The organism is Chryseobacterium sp. SC28 (assembly GCF_003932955.1).
Taxonomy (GTDB): Bacteria; Bacteroidota; Bacteroidia; order Flavobacteriales; family Weeksellaceae; genus Epilithonimonas.
This window is the reverse complement of the sequence record NZ_QOVY01000026.1, coordinates 1-20,118: the sequence shown is the minus strand read 5'-3', so window position 1 is coordinate 20,118 and position 20,118 is coordinate 1. Positions and strand designations below refer to the sequence as shown.

Here is a 20,118-nt window from a genome sequence, read left to right as displayed (position 1 = left end):
AACGGTTATTTTCCAATCATTTTTTTGATGGCGTTCAGCTTCATCAGAGCTTCAATAGGCGTCAAAGTGTTGATGTCTATTTTTGTGAGTTCTTCGCGGATATTTTCCAAAACAGGATCGTCCAGCTGGAAAAAAGAAAGTTGGAGATTCTCCTCCGTCACGCGTTTTATTTTCTCACCGGAATGTTCATTGGATCGGTTAGATTCCAAGGTTTTCAGGATTTCATTTGCCCGGTTTACCACTTTTGATGGCATTCCTGCCAGTTTGGCAACGTGGATTCCGAAGCTGTGTTCGCTGCCACCGGAAATTAGTTTTCTCAGAAAAATAATCGTGTCTTTCCCTTCCTGAATAGAAACGTGAAAATTCTTGATTCGCTCAAAATTGAGAGACATTTCATTGAGTTCGTGATAATGCGTTGCGAAAAGCGTTTTGGGCTGCGTCGGGTGCTGATGCAGATATTCTGCGATGGCCCACGCGATGGAAACCCCGTCGTAGGTGGATGTTCCGCGACCGATTTCGTCCAGCAATATCAGGCTTCTGTCCGAGATATTATTGAGAATATTCGCCGCCTCGTTCATTTCCACCATAAACGTAGATTCGCCGGCCGAAAGATTGTCCGATGCGCCCACGCGGGTGAAGATTTTGTCCAAAATGCCGATTTCGGCGTGCTTTGCAGGAACAAAACTTCCGATTTGTGCCAGCAGGCAGATAATGGCCGTTTGTCTTAGGATGGCAGATTTCCCTGCCATATTGGGGCCGGTTACCATAATGATTTGCTGCGAGTCCCGATCCAGAAAAACATCATTCGGAATGTAAGATTCACCCAAAGGCAAAGATTTTTCGATGATCGGATGTCGCCCCTCGCGGATATCGATGGAAAATGAATCATTGAGAATCGGTTTGGTGTAGCCCTCTTCCACCGCCAGTTCTGATAGACCCACTGCACAATCCAACTCGCCAATCAGTTTGGAATTTTCCTGCAACTGATCGATGTAGATCATCACATTTTCGCACACATTTCGGTAAAGTTGCAATTCCAGCGCAGCGATTTTTTCTTCGGCACCCAAGATTTGATTTTCATATTCTTTCAGTTCTTCGGTGATGTATCGCTCGGCATTCACTAAGGTTTGTTTGCGGATCCATTCTTCCGGAACTTTGTCTTTGTGTGTATTTCGCACCTCGATGAAATAACCAAAAACGCCATTGAAATCAATTTTCAAGCTGGAGATTCCTGTCCGTTCGATTTCCCGCTGGCACATTTCATCCAAAAATCCGCGGCCTCTGTGCTGCAGATTGCGGAGCCTGTCCAGTTCTTCCGAGACTTTTTCTTTGATGACATTTCCCTTGTTGATATTCACGGGGAGTTCCTCATTCAGATGATTTTTTATAAAGCCAATCAAATCGGAAAGGTTGACAAGCGGATCCAGCCAAGCCAAAACATCCGGAAATTTCAAAAGATTTTCTCTGATTGCCTGAATATTGATAATCGATTGGCGCAGGTAACCTAATTCTTTCGGTGAAATTTTTTCTGCGGCCAATTTACCGATCAGCCGGTCGATATCGGAGATGCCTTTCAACAGATTTTTTATTTCATATTTTAATGAATCTTCTTTGTTCAAAAACTCGATGAGGTTGAGCCTTCTATTGATGTCTCCAATGTTTTTTAAAGGTAGGATAATGCGCCTTCTCAGCAATCGTCCGCCCATCGGCGTGCAGGTTTTATCGATAATATCAAGCAGCGATTTGCCCTGCCGCCCAGCGGAATACACGATTTCTAAATTCCGCAACGTAAAGCCATCCATCATCAGATAATCGTCTTGCGGAATCAGGTTGATTTTCGTAATATGCTGCAGCAGAGAATGATGCGTATCTTCCACCAAATAGGCGAAGATGGCTCCGGCAGCCGTCACGGCCAGCGGATGATCCCCGATTCCGAAACCTTTAAGCGACTGCGTTTTGAAATGGGAGGTAAGCTTATCATAAGCATACGAATATCGAAACGCCCAATCTTCCAATTTGAAAGCACTTTTATTTTTCAATTGAGACGGCAGTTCGGTGTTTCTTTGATAGATAATTTCACTCGGATCGAAGGTGTGTACGATGTGGAGCACTTTTTCCAAATTGCCCTCGGTCACGAGAAATTCTCCGGTGGAAACGTCCACCAAAGCCATTCCATATTTTTCTTTTTCTTTGTGTAGCGATAGTAAGAAATTATTTTTCTTGGAGCTCAGAACCTGATCGTTGAAAGTAACGCCCGGCGTCACCAGTTCTGTTACGCCGCGCTTCACGATTCCCTTCACGGTTTTCGGGTCTTCCAGTTGGTCGCAGATGGCAACGCGCAATCCTGCCCGCACAAGTTTTGGCAAGTAGGAATCTACCGAATGGTGAGGGAATCCGGCTAACTCGATGTGGCCGTCGCCGTTGGCTCTTTTGGTCAAAACGATGCCAAGGATCTGCGAAGTTTTGATGGCATCCTGGCCAAAGGTTTCGTAGAAATCGCCCACCCGGAAAAGCAACAGCGCATCAGGGTATTTCCCCTTGATGGTGTTGTACTGCTTCATTAACGGCGTTTCTTTCGTGGCCAATGTTTTTGATTTTAAGAGTGCTAAAATACAAATTTAAAAAGAGAATTTCGAAGCAGCGAGGACACTGTTGCGCCGCTTTTCATAAAACAGAAGCATTCTTGAAAAGAAAATTAAAATTAATACGTTTAATTCTTAAATTTGAATAATGAAAAAATATTTTTACCTCCTTACTATATCACTTTCTCTGCTGAATTGCTATACCTACAAACCCGGCACAGGACAGCAGGAAGAGCCTTTAGATGACCGCGAGGCGAAGCAAAAGGCTGCTGAAATTGCTAAAATGAGAACCGTTAATTCTCGGGTAGCGGTTGCAGAAGTTAGCGCCACTAATGCCGTGAACAATCAAATTAAAGAGGGCAACACTATCAATAAAGCACCTTTGAGCATCGAAGAAAAACTGCAACCCAATAAATTTTATAAAATAGACGTCGCAGGCCAAAGTTATAAAATACAGGTTGACCAATGGGCAAGCGATACGCTGGTAGCACACGTAATCCATAAGCCTAAAAAGATTCTGAAATTTCATAAAAATCAGATCGATCAGAGCACGATTGCAGAAAGACGGTTTTCAAAACGAACGGCAGACATCATCACAGTCGTGGCTTACATCGCTATCGGTGTGGGCGTCTGGGCCTTGGTTCAGTAATGAATAAAAGTCTGTTAGCAACGCTTGCTTTTATCTCCGAAGCGACAGCATAACCAATATCATTCAAAAATAATTTACAGTTTTTTAAAATAATCTCATATTTGTATTCGAGAAGATCAAGTTAAATTTTTGTATTAAGCTTCTTCATATAATTCAACAGATAAATCATGAAAATCGAGCAAATCTACACCGGATGTCTTGCGCAGGGTGCGTATTACATCGTATCCGAAAATGAGGCTGCCATCATCGATCCGTTGCGAGAAACCAAACCTTACCTCGATCGATTGGAAAAAGATCAGGTAAAACTAAAATATATTTTTGAGACGCATTTCCATGCAGATTTTGTCTCCGGACATCTTGATTTGTCAAAAAAAACCGGTGCGCCGATTGTCTACGGACCCACTGCCCAACCGGAATTCGGGGCGATCGTTGCGGCGGACGAGCAGATCTTCGATATTGGAAAAATTAAAATCAAAGTGCTTCACACGCCAGGCCACACTTTGGAAAGCTCCACCTATCTTTTGATAGACGAAAACGGAAAAGAGACCGCCATTTTCACGGGCGATACCTTGTTTTTAGGCGACGTCGGAAGACCCGATCTGGCTCAAAAAGCCGGCGAAATTACAGATCGAGATTTGGCCGGAATGTTGTACGACAGCCTTCAGAACAAGATTATGCCATTGGACGATTCGATTACCATTTATCCGGCACACGGCGCCGGATCTGCCTGCGGAAAAAATATGCAGAAAGAAACGGTGGATACTTTGGGAAATCAAAAAAAGACCAATTATGCCTTGATGCAACCTAATAAAGAAAGCTTTATTACTGAAGTTTTGCACGGGCTGACGGCGCCTCCAAAATATTTTGGGATGAATGTGGCTCTCAACCGAGGGGGCTACGAAAGCTTTGAAAAAGTCCTGAAAAAAGGTAAAAATCCTTTGTCGGTGGAAGATTTCGAAAGAGTCGCTGAAGAATCCGGAGCCTTGATTTTGGATACAAGGAACGCCGAAGATTTTCATAAAGGATTTATTCCGAACGCCATCAACATCGGTCTCAAAGGCGATTTTGCGCCTTGGGTTGGAGCGATGATTGTGGATGTGAAGCAACCTATTCTCTTGGTTTCAGATGTTGGAACTGAAGAAGAAGTGATTACGAGACTAAGCCGAGTAGGATTTGACAACGTCGTCGGTTTTTTGGAAGGCGGTTTTGAAAGCTGGAAAAATGCTGGGAAAGAAATAGATGAAGTCAAAAGAATTTCGGCCGAGCAATTTGCTTCTGAATTCGCTGAAAATGTGAAAGTTATCGATGTTAGAAAAGAAACGGAATACGAAGCAGAACATATCCACGATGCATTCAGCAAGCCTTTAGCTTATATCAATGATTGGGTCAATTCCATCGATAATTCTGAACATTTTTACATCCATTGTGCGGGAGGATACAGAAGTATGATTGCGGCAAGTATTTTGCAATCAAGAGGTTACGGGAATTTTACGGAGATTGATGGCGGTTTTGCTGCCATTAAGAAATTCGACGAAGTTCCGAGGAGTAATTTCGTTTGCCAGACGAAAACTTTGTAGATTATTGAACACAAAGTTCACAAGTTTTATTTGTTGAAGTTTCACAAAGCCGATTAATTGGGCCTTTTTCGGTTTTATGCATTAGGTCAAAAACCGAAATCCCAGAAAATCTGCAAAACTACAATTTTATTTCAAACCCATCTCGCTCCGCTAAAAAAGGAAACTTTGTTCGGAATTCCTTTAATTTTTCCAAATCCCATTCGGAGGAAATGATATGGTTTTTTCTTTCAGAAATCTCTTCTCCGTCAGGAAAATAGACCAAGGAACTTTCCTCGTATTCAAGATTATAACCGTCAATTCCAATTCTATTCAGTCCAAAAAGAAAAGCCTGATTTTCTATAGAACGGGCTTTTAACAGTGATTTCCACGCATCCACTCGTGATTTTGGCCAGTTGGCGACATACAGAATCGCATCATAATCATCTTGATTCCTAGAAAAAACCGGAAAACGCAAATCGAAACAAACCTGCAGAAGAATCCTGAAACCTTTATATTCAATGATTTTCCGCTCAGTTCCGGCAGTGTAAATTTTATCTTCTCCGGAGTAGGAAAACAGATGTCTTTTGTCGTAATAGTCGAAACTTCCGTCCGGAAAAACGAAATAAAAACGATTATAAAAATTTCCATCTTCTTCCACAGATGCACTTCCTGCAACTGCTGAATTTTTTGATTCTGCAAAAGATTTCATCCAAGTCAAAGTTTCGAGATTTCTGTCCGCAATTTCATCGGCTTCCATACAAAAACCGGTGGAAAACATCTCCGGAAGCAAAAAAATATCCGCTTCTGAATCCGACAATTCATCCTCGATCTTTTTGAAATTTTGTTCTTTGTTTTTCCAAACGATATCGAGGTTAAGGCCGGCAATTCTAAGGTTTTTCATAGTATAAATTTACAATGCAAGTTATCAAATCTTTAGAAAAAAAAGCATTTTAACATAATGAAATCTTAATGAAAAACGCACGGGAAGCCTCCTTATGAGTTAAAGTTTACTAATAAATTGTTAAAAATATACTTAGAAACTGATAGAAAGCAAGATAATTGTAATTTTGCCCCTATAAAAAATTAAAATAAACTGAAATTTCATGAAAAGATTTCCCCTTTTTTTAGGATTGTTTTATTTGATTTCAACTTCATTTTATCCCTCGGGTTCTGAGAATCCTTCTCAAATCAAAATGACGGTGAAAGAAATAAAACTAAGTCCGAAAATGAATTTTTCAGCCATCAATGAAGCAGAAGAAGTTTATAAAAATCTACAGTTTGAAGAGGAAAAATTGAACTTTGAAGTCTTTGAAAAAGCGTTTTTGGGATTTCAAATTTTAAAAAAATCCGGCAAACTAGAACCAACGGCGCATTTGTTGACGGTCTGCGATTTCAGTCTTTCTTCTTGCAAAAAACGCCTTTGGGTGATTGATACGGCTGAAAAAAGAATCCTGTTCAATTCTCTTGTGGCGCACGGCAAGGGAACGGGCGAAGAGTTTGCAACGAATTTTTCCAACCAAGAAGATTCGCACCAGTCGAGCCTCGGCTTTTACATTACGGAACAAACTTACACGGGAGACAATGGCTATTCTTTGAGGCTTTTTGGGATGGACAAAGGCTACAACGATGCCGCTCTGGAACGGTGTATCGTGATGCACGGCGCCAATTATGTAAGTGAAGATTTCATCAAAACCGAAAAAAGGCTGGGGCGAAGCTGGGGTTGCCCCGCGGTTCCGAGTGAGCTGGCGCAGCCCATCATCAATACTATAAAAGATAGGACTTGCCTCTTTATTTATTATCCCGATCCCAACTATCTTTCCAGCTCCGAATGGCTGAAAAGCGGAGATGCCCAAGATCAGATTCTGAATTCTGCAGAACAAAAAATGGCAACAAATTAGTTGTTTTAATCGATAGAATAAAAACCCCTTCAGCGATCAAAATGGCGGAAGGGGTTTGTTTTTTGGAGATTTACTGAGGATTTTTTACCAGCAAGCGGAATCCTTCTCCGTGAACGTTGATGATTTCCAAGCCGTCATCATCTCTTAGGAGCTTCCTCAGTTTGGCGATGTAAACGTCCATACTTCTCGCCGTGAAATAGTTCTCTTTTTTCCAGATTTTTCGCAAGGCCAAATCTCGCGGCATAAAGTCGTTGCGGTGGAGACAAAGCAGTTTCAGCAGTTCATTTTCCTTAGGCGAGAGTTTGTATTCGTTTTCGCCCACCCGTAGCTGTCTCAGCATCGAGTCGAAGAAAATGTTACTGATTTTAAATTGCTCCTGATCTTCGTTTTCCAAAACCGTACTTCTTTGTAGGATTGCTTTTATTTTGTAAAGAAGCAGCTCTGTATCGAAGGGTTTTGTGATGTAATCGTCTGCGCCCAATTGGTAGCCTTTCAGGATGTCTTCCCGCATATTTCTGGCGGTAAGGAAGATGATTGGCATGTTTTTGTCGATTTTTTTTACATCTTCTGCCAACGAAAATCCGTCTTTTTTCGGCATCATCACATCGAAGATGCAGATGTCGAACTCTTTTTCGGTAAACTCTTTCAGTCCCATCTCTCCGTCGGTTGCCAGCGTGACCTCGAAGTTGTTGATGCTGAGATAATCTTTCAAAACGGCGCCAAAACTTTGGTCGTCTTCTACTAATAATATTCTGTTGCTCATATATTTTATTTTTAATAATTAAAAAATGAAGAAGTAATATTTCTTCGTCGAGTTAATATTTTTTTGGTTGTTTTAATATGGTTGCTAATAATTTAATAATTTCCTCTACATCTTTTTCTAATGATTTGGATACTGTTTTTTATGTACTAATTTTCGGAAGTTTAATTATATTTATACCATTGGCAATTTTATTGTAAAAGTGCTGCCTTTCCCTTTGTGAGAATCAACCGTAATTTGCCCTTTGTGGATTTCGACAATTTTTTTGACGTACGACAGGCCGAGACCTTGCCCTTTGACATTGTGAATATTGCCGGTTTCCTCGCGGAAGAATTTTTCAAAGATCTTATTTCGGTTATTGGCTTCCATTCCCATTCCTTTGTCCGAAATTTCTATCACATAATAATTATCTTCATTTCGGGTGCTCACTTTTATTTCGGGCTTTTCGGGAGAATATTTGTTGGCATTGTCCAAGAGGTTGATGATGGCATTGGAAATATGAAATTCATCAACTTTGAAATTGTACCGCGTGGCATTAAAGTCTGTTATCAAGGTACCTTTTCTCTCATCTACAATCAGTCGGAACGACTCTGTCACACTTTCGATCAGCTTGCGGACATTGGTTTCTTTCAGGTGTAGCGGCATTTCATTTCGCTCGAGTTTCGACATATTGAGAACTGTCTCCACCTGTTTTTTCATTCGCAGATTTTCCTGTTTGATCAGTCCGGAGTAGTATTTCACTTTTTCCGGATTGGTCGCGATGGTATCGTTCGCCAGAGAATCTGTAGCAACGGAGATGGTGGCCAAGGGCGTCTTGAACTCGTGCGACATATTGTTGATAAAATCCGTCTTCACTTCTGCAATTTTTTTCTGCCGCATCATATAATTGATCGAGATAATGTAGATCCCCAAAATCGTGAGCAAGGAAATAAAAGTACCCAGTAGCATCGGCAGATTGTGCTTTACCAAAGAGTAATCCTTTCGCGGGAAGACGAGGGCCAGCGTGTAAAGTGTTCGGTCTTTGCTGTCTGTGAACAGAGGATAGGTGTAATTGGTTTTATCTTTTTGATCCAGATATATATTGTTGGCGATGGATGTCAGCTTATTATCTTTATTGATGATGCCGTACCCAAATTTGGTGTCTATGCCTTTCAGTTTGAGCTCTTTGCTAAGAACAGAGTCGATGATCTTGCTGCTTACCCGCTTTTCTATGGGCAGATTGGTGGCGCTCAGTCTTGCAAACTCTTTCATTTGGAAAGAATTATTGTCGAGGTCACGGCTGAGGTTGGTTGTCAGAGGCTCGGGTGCGCTTTTTTTTAGTTGCAGCTGGCCTTCGTCTTTGTAAAGTTTTGTCGTGTATAAAGTGTCTCCTTTGGCCGAAACCGGAATATTCTGTTTCTCCACAATGCTGGTCTGGAACAGGATATTCGAGCGGTTGGCAGAGTCGGAGCTTTGCTGGATATACGTTTTGGTAGGCAGATGAGACGATGCCAAAACCTCCTTGCCAACGCCGGCGTATGTCTCGTTCCAATATTTGTTGACTTCTATTTGATTTATTTTCTCTGTGGATGCTTCTAAAGCCGAATAGACCTTGTTGGAAAAATCCTGTTCGAGAGAGGTGTATAATTCCCTGATCCAATACAACTGCAATGAGACAAAAACGATGAGCGAGATGGTCATAAAAACAGAAATTATCGGAATGAATCTATTATTCATATAAATTTTAAGTTTAAAAAGTTAAAATTATTGATTTTAAGAATCTCTCGACAAAAAAAGAGTGCTCAAATTATTAAATTTTTCTTAAAATCAGTTCATTTAACAATTTATTGTGAATAGCAAATATGTTGCCAGAATGAAATTTTGGAAATTTTTAGGGGAATTTTGACAGAATTGATTGGCTGAAATTATAAATAGGATAATAATTCCGGTCGCCTATTCAAAAAAATAATGGTTGCGAAAACACGAAAATCTACGAAGGGCAAGTCGAAATCAATCATCCAAAACGATTTCCTCATCCTGAAAATATTGAATAATCGCTTTTTTCATCAGAAGCAATTGCTCGTTTGGTTTCAATTCTGGTAGGTCATCGATTTTTTCATAATGGGGCCAGCCATCTTCGTAGTGCGTAAATTTGTAATAGCCAAAGGGCTCCAGCAAACGGCAAACTGCGATGTGCAGAAGATTGACCTTGTCATCTTTTGAAAATTTTTGCTGTCCGCTTCCCAACTCCTGAACTCCGATGATGAACAGCAAGGTGTCGATCGGCGGATTTTTCTCGGTTTGAAAATTAACTTCAAAGAATTTTTCTATTTTTTTCCAGATCTCCGATTCGTTCATAACGTCATTTTTAACCGTTCAACTTTCAACAAAAACGCATATTCCAGCGCAATCTCTTTTAGGCTTTCAAAGCGTCCGCTTGCCCCGCCGTGTCCGGCGCTCATATCGGTTTTGAAGATCAGAATATGGTCGTCGGTTTTCAAATCTCTCAGTTTGGCCGCCCATTTAGCAGGTTCCCAATATTGAACTTGAGAATCGTGAAATCCGGTGGTGATGAGCAGATGGGGATAATTTTTTGCTTCCACATTGTCATACGGTGAATAGGATTTCATATAATCATAATATTCCTTTTGATTCGGATTTCCCCATTCGTCGTATTCTCCTGTTGTCAAAGGAATCGTATCGTCCAACATTGTTGTAACTACGTCCACGAAAGGGACTTGAGCTACGATCCCGTTGAAAAGTTCCGGATTATAATTCATCACAGCGCCCATCAAAAGTCCGCCCGCACTTCCGCCCATCGCGTAGAGGTGTTTTGGAGAAGTATAATTTTGTGAGATCAAATATTTTGCGGCATCGATAAAATCAAAAAAGGTATTCTTCTTACGCAGCATTTTCCCATCTTCGTACCATTCTCTGCCAAGATACTCTCCTCCACGGATATGTGCGATGGCATAGATAAAACCCCGATCTAGCAACGACAATCTTGTGCTGGAAAAGCTGGCGTCCACCGTGTGACCGTAGCTCCCATAGCCGTAGAGCAAGAGCGGTGTGCTTTCGGATTTCGGCGTGTCCTTGTGGTAAACCAACGAAATTGGAATTTGTTTTCCGTCCCGAGCGGTAGCCCAGATTCTTTCGGAGGTATAATTTTCCTTAAAGAACTTTCCGCCCAAAACCTCTTGTTCTTTCAGAAGTCTGGTGGTTTGTTCCTTCATATCATATTCATAGGTGGAGGATGGCTGTGTCAATGAGGTGTATCCGAAGCGCAATTTGTGGGTATCGAATTCCAAATTGATGTCGATGTAGGCCGTGTAAGTGGGATCCGAAAATGGGAGATAATGGGCATTTCCGGTTTTGCTTTCGATGATTTTGATTTGCAGAAGTCCTTTTTCGCGCTCTTCCAAAACAAAATAATCCCTGAAAATTTCGAAGCCTTCGATCAAAACATTTTCCCGGTGCGGGACGAAATCTTCCCAGTTTTCAATTCCGGGTTTTTGGACTTTAGTTTTTACAATTTTGAAATTGGTGGCGCCATCGGCATTCGTTACGATATAAAAATCGTCCTGATAATGATCCACGGAATATTCCAGATTCTCGGTTCTTGGCTGGATGACCGTCCAGTCTGCAAAAACATCGTTGGCAGGGATGAATCTGTGCTCATCTTCATTGGTGCTGGACGAAGAAATAAAAATATATTCTAATGATTTGGTTTTGAATACATTCACATCAAAAGTTTCATCTTCCTCGTGGAAAATAAGGACGTCTTTGTCGGTATCGGTTCCCAATTCGTGGTGGTAGATTTGGAATGCCCGAAGGCTTTCATCTTTTCGTATGTAAAAGACATATTGGTTGTCATTGGACCAGACTGCTTTCCCCGTCGTGTTCCCAATCTCGTCTGCATAGATTTCGCCGGCTTTCAGATTTTTGAAGAAGATGGTGTAAATCCGTCTTCCGACTGTATCCGTGGAAAAGGACAGGATATCATTATTCAGACTTACGGAAATGCTTCCGATATCGAAATAATCTTCGCCTTCGGCCAGGATGTTGGCATCCAGCAAAATTTCTTCCTCATTTTCCAACGATTGATACTTTCTTGAAAAAATGGGATATTCTTTGCCATCTTCGTACCGAACGATGTACCAATATTGATTGAAAAAATACGGAACAGATTCGTCATCTTTTTTGTAACGGGACTTCATTTCCTCGTAGAGATCGTTTTGCAGATCTTCGGTATCCTTCATGACAAAATCTGTGTAAGCATTTTCGGCTTCCAGATATTGTTTGACTTCGGGATTTTCTCTTTCTTTCATCCAGAAATAAGGGTCGTTTCTTTTGTCGTTATGAATTTCGAGAAGTTTATTTATTTTTTTTGCTTTTGGAGCTTTCATTTGCTTTGATTTTTAACGCCGGGGCGCCAGATTAAAGAAATTAGTAGTTTAAAAATCGCTAAACTTTGGCTGCGAGGAAGAAAAAATTTTGATCTTCCTTTCGCCGTGAATTACCATATAAATGCTGCGCGTTTGGCGATATTATTAAACTCAAATTTAAACAAAAAACCATCTTCGCAGAGAGAAGACGGTTGGCATGCAGGAGGCTGATAATTATTTATTAACGCTTCTGATATATTTTTCGATTGCCATTGTCATAGATGGTGTTTCCTTTGTGGGCGCCATCACGTTGACCGTCAATCCCGCTTCTTCTGCTGCTGCCTGAGTAGTAGTTCCGAACACCGCAATCTTGGTATCTTTTTGTTCAAAATCCGGGAAATTGATTTTCAAAGATTTGATTCCTTGCGGGCTGAAGAAGACCAGCATATCATAGTTGTTGATGTCGAGATCCGTCAGGTCACTTGCAACCGTTTTGTACATCACGGCTCTGGTCCAGTCGATATTTGCGGCATCCAAGACTTTAGGAATCTCCGGTGTCAGGATATCGGAGGATGGTAAAAGATATTTTTCGGAAGGGTGTTTTTTGAACAGCGCCACCAAGTCGGAGAAGTTCTTTTCGCCAAAGCTGATTTTCCTTTTTCGGTAGATGATATGTTTTTGCAAGTAATTGGCTATCGCTTCGGACTGGCAAATGTATCGCATAGAATCAGGCACCGTAAAACGCATTTCCTCGGCCAGCCGAAAATAATGATCGATGGCGTTTTTGCTGGTGAAGATGATGCCCGTATATTGTGCCAAATCGATTTTCTGCGTCCGGAGTTCTTTGGCATCCACACCTTCCACGTGGATAAAAGGACGGAAATCAATTTTGATTTTCTCTTTTTTTGCGATCTCCAGATAAGGAGAAGATTCGTTGGGTGCAGGCTGTGAAACTAAAATAGATTTGATTTTCATCTTAAAATGCGTGTATTACATTTAATAAAATAAGAACTTCCAGAGCACCAGAGCGGGTACTATTTGGAGCGTGCAAATATACAAAAATTTATAATACCATTTTTCCGGCAAAATGGACTGATTATGAAAAAGATAGATGAGGTTTTTCAACACAAACAGTGATAGCAAGATCACAATAAGGACATGAAAAAATTCAACCCGGTCTATCGGATAATAATAAAGCGCAAATACGGCAGCAATCAAACCGAGAGATTCGAGGAAATAATATTTACTCGAAATCAGAGCCAGCTCTTTTAGGTTTTTGCCGGCGCCCACACTATTGTAGAAAAGAAAAGTGAGTAGATTTTTAAGCAGATCATAGGCAATAACAGCCAAAAAAGTGAAGCCAAATTTATTCAACTGGAATCCGAAAAACTGGAAATCGGAAATAAAACGAGGCACTACGGGAATAAATTGGGACAGCAAGACGGCAATTAGCAGACTTCTCACAAGGGAAATAATCGTCCACGACGGCGGAAGATTGTTGGAATCCTCAGCTTTCTGCGCCAGAAACTCCTTTAGGTTGGCCTCCCGGTTGAAAACATAAAGCACAACAATATAAGCAAAAATACTCGCCAAAATACAGTATATCACCCAATCATTATGCTCCGTAACCCGTAACAAGTCTCAAATTTTTTTGCAAAATTAAGAATTTGGAATGGCTTATTGAGGGGTTTCAGATAATAATCTAAATAAAAAATTGATGATTGGAAAAACTTGGCCGATTCCGATGAACGCCACTATAACATCGGAATCTGCAGCGCGAAGACAAACCTTAAATATAAACCTGTTCTTTGTATAAAATTGTGAAGACGTCTGCGCCGGCTTTTATACTAAAAAGATTTTTAAGTAGGTCGCCGCTTGATAATTCGTTGTTTTAGAAAGTTGTTATCGCCAATTTTGGTGATCTGAGGATTCACGGATATCGTAATAATTTAACATTTTTTATAAATATTTAAAAAAATAAACCCTGATTTTCATCAGCAATTACCAACCTAACAAATGTCATATTTGTTTTTTTCGCAGTTTATTTAATTAATAATTCACATTCAGCAGCGTTAATANAATATTAAAATAGTTCTACCTTTGTCCCGTAAAAGAGATATATAATTATAACAACTAAATTTTTAGAAAATGAAAACAGCGAAAAATTTAATTAGTGCCAGCTTGATTTTAGGGAGCCTGATACTTCCACAATTATCAAATGCACAAAAGATAGCTCAAAAGGCTACAAACATTACAATTCTCGGTACATCTCCGATGCATGACTGGGATATGAAAGGTACCACCGGCACTTTTTCGGGAGTCGTTTCCGGAAATGCTATTACCAACGTCACCTTTACAGTACCGGTAAAAACGCTAAAAGCGGAAAAAGGAAAAACGATGGAGAAGAAAGCTTATGACGCTCTAAAAGCCGACAAAGCGCCCAACGTAACATTTACAGCGACATCTATAAGTATGGGTAAAAGCAATGCCACAGGCAAATTGACCATCGCGGGTGCTTCCAGAAATGCCACTTTTCCGGTATCCGTTGTAAAAAAAGGCAATTCATACATCATCGATGCCACAGAGACGATCAAACTGTCTGATTTCGGAATGGAGCGTCCCGGCTTTATGGGAATCAAAACCGGCGATGTGGTCACTGTGAAGGTAAATGTCGTGGCGGAATAATAGATTAAACATCAACTGGAATTAATAATTAACTTAATAATTTATAACATCATGAAAAGAAATCTATCAAAAGCAGGCTTCATCGCCGCTTTACTAACAGCAACATTCGGACTCGCACAGGAAGGAAAATTGGACAACTTGAAACCAAGAGACAAAACAGGATTGACGGTTTTTGAAAATCCAAAAGATACGGTAACAACCTTTGATCACCTCAGAGTGAAAGTGGGCGGTGCATTCGCTTTGCAATTTCAGGCGATACAGCACGAAAATAATGCAACTCCGGTTTATAACGCCGCGGGGGTCAATATAAATCAATTGTTCGACATCGGAAACAACTTCAACCTACCAACGGCCAACTTAGATCTTGATGTGGCTTTGTATGATGGCGTGAATATGCACTTGAGAACTTTCCTCTCCTCACGCACACACAACGACACTTATGTGAAAGGAGGATATCTCCAAGTTGATAAATTAGACTTCATCCAAAAAGGATTTGCAGAAAACATCATGAAATATGCCACCATCAAAGTGGGTCAGGATCAACTGAACTACGGCGATGCGCAACTTAGAAGATCAGACAACGCTTATGCGATTATGAATCCATTCGTGGGCAATTATTTGATGGATGCGTATGCAACATTTCCTTTTGCAGAGGTCTATTACAGAAGAGATGGCTTCATAGTCATGGTTGGTGCGACCAACGGAAGACTAAACCAGACTGCAACCGGCGGCACCAGCCCCGGAGTCTATGGAAAACTGGGGTATGACAAGCAGCTTTCTGAAGACCTCAGAGTGCGACTTACGGGTTCTGTTTATAACATTGCAAGAGCAAGAAGACTGGACTTTTACAACGGAGATAGAGCCGGTTCCAGATATTACTTCGTCATGGAAAATACCGCAGCGACTTCTTCTGCACAGACGAGATCAGGAATGGTAGACCCGGACTTCCAAAACCAATTGAGAACCTTTATGGTCAACCCATTTGTAAAATACAAAGGTTTGGAATTTTTCGGTATCTTTGAATCAGCGGCCGGACGGAACTATTCCGAATCCAAAAGGAGAACCTACAACCAATATGCTGCCGAATTGCTCTACAGATTTGGAAACGACGAAAAACTCTACGTGGGCGGTCGCTATAATAAAGTGGACGGAACGCTTATCAGCGGAGACGACATTAGCGTAGACCGATTTAATATTGGCGGAGGCTGGTTTATGACCAACAACATCTTGACAAAAATAGAATACGTCAATCAGACTTACGACGGATATCCCTCAACTAATATCAAAAAAGACGGTAAATTCGACGGATTTATGCTGGAAGCTGTGATTTCTTTCTAAATATTCAGTTAACAGGGAGCAGAGGAACCCTCGGGTCTCCTCTGTTTTTTTAAAATTAAGATTATGAAACCTTTTTATTTTTTATTGCTTTTCCTTTTAACCGCAGTAACGGCCAATGCTCAGGAAAATTTCATCAAAATAAACGGAAGCACAAATGTAAACAGATTTCAATGCGTCAACACAAAGTTCAAAATCGATGGCAACGCATATGCCTTCTCGGAAAAACCTTTACCTAATATCATCCTTAAAGTAAATGATTTCGACTGTGGCAACAAGATGATGACTAGGGATTTTCAAAAAATTCTGAATGCGGATAAATATCCCGAGATGGTTATCAAATTCATCAACTTTACCAAAAATCAAAAAAACTATATGGCGATTGTGGAAGTAAAAATGATGAATCAAAGCAAAAGATATAATGTAGAATTTTGCCTGCAAAACAACAAGCTCATAGGAAAGAAAAATGTAAAATTCAGTGATTTCAACATTATTCCGCCGAAAAAAATGGGAGGCATGATCATCGTAAAAGACGATTTGGATCTCACATTTAGTCTACCGGCAAAAATTTAACGAACGCTTTTTCATTTAATTAAATTTTTTCAAGGCAGCATCATGGGTTTTACCGTGATGTTGTTTTTGTATAATTGCGGAACTTGGTTTTTGAACAACGGCAGTTTTTTCGAATAACGATTCGGAATGACTGTTTTTTTCGGAATTAAACCTTAACTTTACTCAACTTTAGAAGGTTTTTCTAATTGTTTTAAAAAATCGGGGTACAGATGAAGTTAGATCATCGAAAATGATTGGGGTCGTAGCTGAAACTGCTCGTAACAAATTTTAATAAAAAAACGACTAAAAGAAAATATGATAATTATTTATGAAGAAAATTTTTAATATTGCCGCTTTAGCCTTGGTAGGATTTTCGGCAAACTCTTTTGCGCAGGGCATCAATCTTAGTTATATGGATTTGAAAGTGCGCCCGCAAGATGATTTTTATAATTACGTAAACGGAAATTGGATAAAAACCGCCGTAATCCCTGCAGATAAAGGCTCGTGGGGAAGTTTCAATGAGTTACGCGAAAAAACAGACGAAAACTCTTTGGCCATCCTAAAAAACATTTTAACCGAGAAATACGCCAAAGGTTCTGAAGGTCAAAAAATTCAGGATTTATATGCTACTTATCTCGACTGGAACAGACGAAATGCTGAAGGAATAACGCCTATAAAAGAAGACTTAGCAAAAATTGACGCAATCAAAAATTTGGCCGATTTCCATAATTACATCAATCAGGCAACGCTTACAGGGGATAATCCGCTCTACGCTTGGAGAGTGGGCTCAGACCTGAAATCTTCTAATGACAATGCCATTTATCTTGGCGGCCCGAGCTTGGGAATTGGTAAAGATTATTATCAAAAAGAGAACGAAGCCAATACCAAAACCATCGCAGAATATACCAAATATGTTTCTAAAATTTTGGGAGTTTTGGAATATAAAAATCCTGACGAAACCGCTGCCAAAATTGTCGATTTAGAAAAAAGATTTGCCAAAACCTTACTGACCAACGAAGAAGGACGAGATGCCAACAAAAGGTACAACCCCAAAACGGTGGCAGAACTCTCAACTTTGGTTAAAAATGTAAACCTGCCTGAGTATTTGCAAAAAGTGGGAGTGCAAACAGACCGCGTAATTCTTGGAGATTTGAAATATTATGAATCATTAGACAATTTCATTACCCAAGAAAATCTGCCGCTGCTGAAAGATTATATGAAATTCAATCTGCTGTCTGGTAACGCAGGCTCTCTGGACAAAAGATTAGACGATCTAAGATTTGATTTCTACGGAAAATACCTTCAAGGAACTTTGGAACAACGCCCGATGGAAAAAAGAGGTCTGGAAGTTGTCAACCGATTTTTGGGCGAAGCCTTTGGTAAATTATACGTAGAGAAGTATTTCCCAGCAGAGGCCAAAGCCGAGATGGTCTCTTTGATAGATTATCTTAAAAAATCCTACCATCAGCACATCAGCAATCTTTCTTGGATGAGCGCAGAAACCAAAGCAAAAGCACTGGAAAAACTAAGCAAATTCAATGTGAAAATTGCCTATCCGGACAAGTGGGAAGATTATTCCAAATTGACCATGCTATCTCCGGCAGAGGGGGGAACTTACTACAAAAATACCCAAAACATCACCGCTTGGAATTATCAAAAAAATCTGGAAAAAGTTGGGAAAAAAGTGGACAAAACCAAATGGGGAATGACGCCTCAAACCGTGAATGCCTACTACAGTTCATCAAACAACGAAATCGTTTTTCCGGCAGCTATTCTGCAACCACCGTTCTTTGATTTTAAAGCCGATCCAGCTGTCAATTTCGGAGGAATTGGGGCAGTAATCGGTCACGAAATTTCCCACGGTTTTGATGATGGTGGCTCTAGATTTGACGGAGACGGAAACCTCAACAATTGGTGGACGAAAGAAGACCGAGAAAAATTTGAAGCCCTTACCAAAAGATTGGGCGAACAGTACAGCAAATACGAACCTGTAAAAGGAACTTTCGTCAACGGAACTTTCACAATGGGCGAAAATATCGCGGACTTAGGCGGCGTAAACATCGCTTTCGATGCCCTTAAAATGTACCTTAAAGACAAAGGATCACCAGGGAAAATCGACGGTTTCACGCAGGAACAAAGATTCTTCATCAGTTGGGCAACCGTTTGGAGAACCAAATCTACCGAAAAATACCTCATCAATCAGGTGAAAACCGACCCTCACTCCCCGGGAATGTACCGAGCTGTGGGACCGCTGGAAAATACAGACACTTGGTATGATGCTTACCAAGTAAAAAAAGGAGATAAACATTACAAAACCCCGGAACAAAGAATCAAAATCTGGTAAAAAGAAAGGGTCTTTTTTAAGGCCGATTACCGGATTTTTACCGGCGCTCCGGCTATAAAAACCAACCTCCTTTAAATCACTTTAAAAGAGGTTGGTTTTTTGGTTTTCGAAAATTATTTTTGGAAATCGAACCAAAATGATGCTTTTCTTCTATCGATTTTAGTCGGCATCAATTATAATTTTCAAAGCTTTTTCTTTGGAAGCGTTTATAAATACTTCATAAGCTTTTTCGATTTCGTTTAGTTTGAAATGATGTGTTATCAGTTTGTCAACCGGCAGTTTGTTGGTTGCAACTGCTTTCATCAGCATTGGAGTAGTGTTGGTATTTACAAGTCCTGTGGTAATGGTTAGATTTTTAATCCACAAATCTTGAATTTCAAAATCTACTTTTTTGCCGTGAACGCCCACGTTGGCAATATTTCCACCGGGTTTTACGATTTTTTGACAAATATCCCAAGTTTGCGGAAGACCGACAGCTTCTATGGCTACATCTACGCCTTCTTCACCCACAATTTCGGCTACTTTTTCTCTAATGTCTTCAGAAGTTTTAAGCGTGTGCGTTGCTCCTAAGTTTTTGGCCATTTGTAGCCGGTTTTCATCCAAATCAATCATAATAATGGTGGATGGTGAGTAGAATTGTGCCGTCAATAAAACGGACATTCCTACGGGACCGGCTCCCACGATGGCAATAGCATCTCCGGGTTTTACATTTCCGTATTGTACACCGATTTCGTGCCCGGTTGGTAAGATGTCGCTCAGCATTACCGCCACATCGTCATCGATGCTGGCAGGAAGTTTGTACAGGCTGTTGTCCGCATACGGTATTCTCACATATTCTGCTTGCACGCCATCAATCATGTGGCCTAAAATCCAACCGCCATTCTTGCAATGAGAGTATAATTGTTTTTTGCAATATTCGCAAGAACCGCAAGAAGTAATGCAGGAGATTAAAACTTTGTCCCCTACTTTGAACTGGGAAACTCCTTCTCCCACTTCCTCGATAATTCCGATTCCTTCGTGGCCAAGGGTAATGCCGTCTCTCATATAAAGATTTTTACCTTTATAAATCCCCAAATCTGTTCCGCAAATAGTGGTTTTGAGAACTTTCACAAGGGCATCCGTTGTGTTTTCAAGGGTTGGTTTTGCTTTTTCTTCGAGAGCAATATGGTGCTCACCGTGATAAACTAAGGCTTTCATAACTTTACTTTTTAAGTTGATATTTAGTATTGTTAAAACTAATTTTAACACTCAAATATATACATATTAAGTCGCATTATAAATGTTTTTTATCACTTTTTACTAAAAAAACATTCATTAATGTCCGATAAAAATTAAAATTGGACTGTTTTATTTTTTATTTATTTGTAAATCAATTACTTACTTTTTTGTTTTA

General features: G+C 40.3%; 16 protein-coding genes. 7 read left to right on the top strand and 9 right to left on the bottom strand.

The genetic code is table 11. The features are described 5' to 3' along the window. Nucleotides 1-5: 5 nt before the first annotated feature. The gene (mutS, locus tag DTW91_RS11685; RefSeq protein WP_125203555.1) at nt 6-2,561 is read right to left on the bottom strand and encodes a DNA mismatch repair protein MutS; all 2,556 of its coding nucleotides are present in this window, start codon (nt 2,559-2,561) and stop codon (nt 6-8) included. Nucleotides 2,562-2,730: 169 nt separating this feature from the next. Here mutS and DTW91_RS11680 point away from each other — a divergent pair, with 169 nt between their 5' ends. Both DTW91_RS11680 and DTW91_RS11675 read left to right on the top strand, forming a co-directional pair. Beyond that, nucleotides 2,731-3,231 (top strand): hypothetical protein, encoded by a 501-nt coding sequence (locus tag DTW91_RS11680; protein ID WP_125203543.1) that lies wholly within the window; start codon nt 2,731-2,733, stop codon nt 3,229-3,231. 167 nt (nt 3,232-3,398) lie between these two features. Next, nucleotides 3,399-4,808: an MBL fold metallo-hydrolase gene (locus DTW91_RS11675; protein ID WP_125203542.1), complete on the top strand. Its 1,410-nt coding sequence runs from the start codon at nt 3,399-3,401 to the stop codon at nt 4,806-4,808. Between the two features lie 118 nt (nt 4,809-4,926). Here the strand turns inward: DTW91_RS11675 and DTW91_RS11670 are convergent, their stop codons facing one another. Next, nucleotides 4,927-5,688, bottom strand: coding sequence for an amidohydrolase (locus DTW91_RS11670; RefSeq protein WP_125203541.1), 762 nt, complete (start codon nt 5,686-5,688; stop codon nt 4,927-4,929). Nucleotides 5,689-5,890: 202 nt separating this feature from the next. Between DTW91_RS11670 and DTW91_RS11665 the strand changes: the two genes are divergently transcribed. Next, on the top strand, nt 5,891-6,685 hold the full coding sequence (locus tag DTW91_RS11665) for a murein L,D-transpeptidase catalytic domain family protein (RefSeq protein WP_125203540.1): 795 nt from the start codon (nt 5,891-5,893) through the stop codon (nt 6,683-6,685). Between the two features lie 70 nt (nt 6,686-6,755). Here the strand turns inward: DTW91_RS11665 and DTW91_RS11660 are convergent, their stop codons facing one another. From DTW91_RS11660 to DTW91_RS11635, 6 genes are all read right to left on the bottom strand, one after another. Beyond that, nucleotides 6,756-7,448, bottom strand: coding sequence for a response regulator transcription factor (locus tag DTW91_RS11660; RefSeq protein WP_125203539.1), 693 nt, complete (start codon nt 7,446-7,448; stop codon nt 6,756-6,758). 171 nt (nt 7,449-7,619) lie between these two features. Further along, nucleotides 7,620-9,161, bottom strand: a complete 1,542-nt coding sequence (locus tag DTW91_RS11655) for a sensor histidine kinase (protein ID WP_125203538.1) — start codon at nt 9,159-9,161, stop codon at nt 7,620-7,622. Between the two features lie 273 nt (nt 9,162-9,434). Then, entirely contained in the window at nt 9,435-9,782 is a 348-nt protein-coding gene (locus DTW91_RS11650; protein WP_125203537.1) for a hypothetical protein, read from the bottom strand. Further along, the gene (locus DTW91_RS11645; RefSeq protein WP_125203536.1) at nt 9,779-11,830 is read right to left on the bottom strand and encodes a S9 family peptidase; all 2,052 of its coding nucleotides are present in this window, start codon (nt 11,828-11,830) and stop codon (nt 9,779-9,781) included. Before DTW91_RS11645 ends, DTW91_RS11650 begins: the two co-directional genes overlap by 4 nt. Before the next feature lie 213 nt (nt 11,831-12,043). Further along, a complete protein-coding gene (locus DTW91_RS11640; RefSeq protein ID WP_125203535.1) occupies nt 12,044-12,784 on the bottom strand; it encodes a uroporphyrinogen-III synthase in 741 nt (246 codons plus the stop codon). Between the two features lie 21 nt (nt 12,785-12,805). After that, nucleotides 12,806-13,417, bottom strand: coding sequence for a DUF4271 domain-containing protein (locus DTW91_RS11635; RefSeq protein WP_228412715.1), 612 nt, complete (start codon nt 13,415-13,417; stop codon nt 12,806-12,808). Between the two features lie 540 nt (nt 13,418-13,957). Here DTW91_RS11635 and DTW91_RS11630 point away from each other — a divergent pair. The 4 genes from DTW91_RS11630 to DTW91_RS11615 all read left to right on the top strand — a co-directional run bounded on the left by DTW91_RS11630 (nt 13,958) and on the right by DTW91_RS11615 (nt 18,725). Next, on the top strand, nt 13,958-14,494 hold the full coding sequence (locus DTW91_RS11630; protein ID WP_125203534.1) for a YceI family protein: 537 nt from the start codon (nt 13,958-13,960) through the stop codon (nt 14,492-14,494). Between the two features lie 51 nt (nt 14,495-14,545). Continuing rightward, a complete protein-coding gene (locus DTW91_RS11625) occupies nt 14,546-15,832 on the top strand; it encodes a hypothetical protein (protein WP_125203533.1) in 1,287 nt (428 codons plus the stop codon). A 63-nt stretch (nt 15,833-15,895) separates the two neighbouring features. Further along, nucleotides 15,896-16,402: a YceI family protein gene (locus tag DTW91_RS11620; RefSeq protein WP_125203532.1), complete on the top strand. Its 507-nt coding sequence runs from the start codon at nt 15,896-15,898 to the stop codon at nt 16,400-16,402. 391 nt (nt 16,403-16,793) lie between these two features. Continuing rightward, the gene (locus DTW91_RS11615) at nt 16,794-18,725 is read left to right on the top strand and encodes a M13 family metallopeptidase (RefSeq protein WP_410493736.1); all 1,932 of its coding nucleotides are present in this window, start codon (nt 16,794-16,796) and stop codon (nt 18,723-18,725) included. 159 nt (nt 18,726-18,884) lie between these two features. Here DTW91_RS11615 and DTW91_RS11610 read toward each other — a convergent pair whose 3' ends face one another. Then, nucleotides 18,885-19,922, bottom strand: coding sequence for a zinc-dependent alcohol dehydrogenase family protein (locus DTW91_RS11610; RefSeq protein ID WP_125203530.1), 1,038 nt, complete (start codon nt 19,920-19,922; stop codon nt 18,885-18,887). Between the last annotated feature and the right edge of the window lie 196 nt (nt 19,923-20,118).

Coding starts and splice junctions, on each gene's coding strand:
- DTW91_RS11615 (WP_410493736.1), top strand. CDS start 16,794: ATGGATTTGAAAGTGCGCCCGCAAGATGATTTTTATAATTACGTAAAC.
- DTW91_RS11680 (WP_125203543.1), top strand. CDS start 2,731: ATGAAAAAATATTTTTACCTCCTTACTATATCACTTTCTCTGCTGAAT.
- DTW91_RS11620 (WP_125203532.1), top strand. CDS start 15,896: ATGAAACCTTTTTATTTTTTATTGCTTTTCCTTTTAACCGCAGTAACG.
- DTW91_RS11610 (WP_125203530.1), bottom strand. CDS start 19,922: ATGAAAGCCTTAGTTTATCACGGTGAGCACCATATTGCTCTCGAAGAA.
- DTW91_RS11645 (WP_125203536.1), bottom strand. CDS start 11,830: ATGAAAGCTCCAAAAGCAAAAAAAATAAATAAACTTCTCGAAATTCAT.
- mutS (WP_125203555.1), bottom strand. CDS start 2,561: ATGAAGCAGTACAACACCATCAAGGGGAAATACCCTGATGCGCTGTTG.
- DTW91_RS11665 (WP_125203540.1), top strand. CDS start 5,891: ATGAAAAGATTTCCCCTTTTTTTAGGATTGTTTTATTTGATTTCAACT.
- DTW91_RS11670 (WP_125203541.1), bottom strand. CDS start 5,688: ATGAAAAACCTTAGAATTGCCGGCCTTAACCTCGATATCGTTTGGAAA.
- DTW91_RS11625 (WP_125203533.1), top strand. CDS start 14,546: ATGAAAAGAAATCTATCAAAAGCAGGCTTCATCGCCGCTTTACTAACA.
- DTW91_RS11640 (WP_125203535.1), bottom strand. CDS start 12,784: ATGAAAATCAAATCTATTTTAGTTTCACAGCCTGCACCCAACGAATCT.
- DTW91_RS11655 (WP_125203538.1), bottom strand. CDS start 9,161: ATGAATAATAGATTCATTCCGATAATTTCTGTTTTTATGACCATCTCG.
- DTW91_RS11630 (WP_125203534.1), top strand. CDS start 13,958: ATGAAAACAGCGAAAAATTTAATTAGTGCCAGCTTGATTTTAGGGAGC.
- DTW91_RS11660 (WP_125203539.1), bottom strand. CDS start 7,448: ATGAGCAACAGAATATTATTAGTAGAAGACGACCAAAGTTTTGGCGCC.
- DTW91_RS11650 (WP_125203537.1), bottom strand. CDS start 9,782: ATGAACGAATCGGAGATCTGGAAAAAAATAGAAAAATTCTTTGAAGTT.
- DTW91_RS11675 (WP_125203542.1), top strand. CDS start 3,399: ATGAAAATCGAGCAAATCTACACCGGATGTCTTGCGCAGGGTGCGTAT.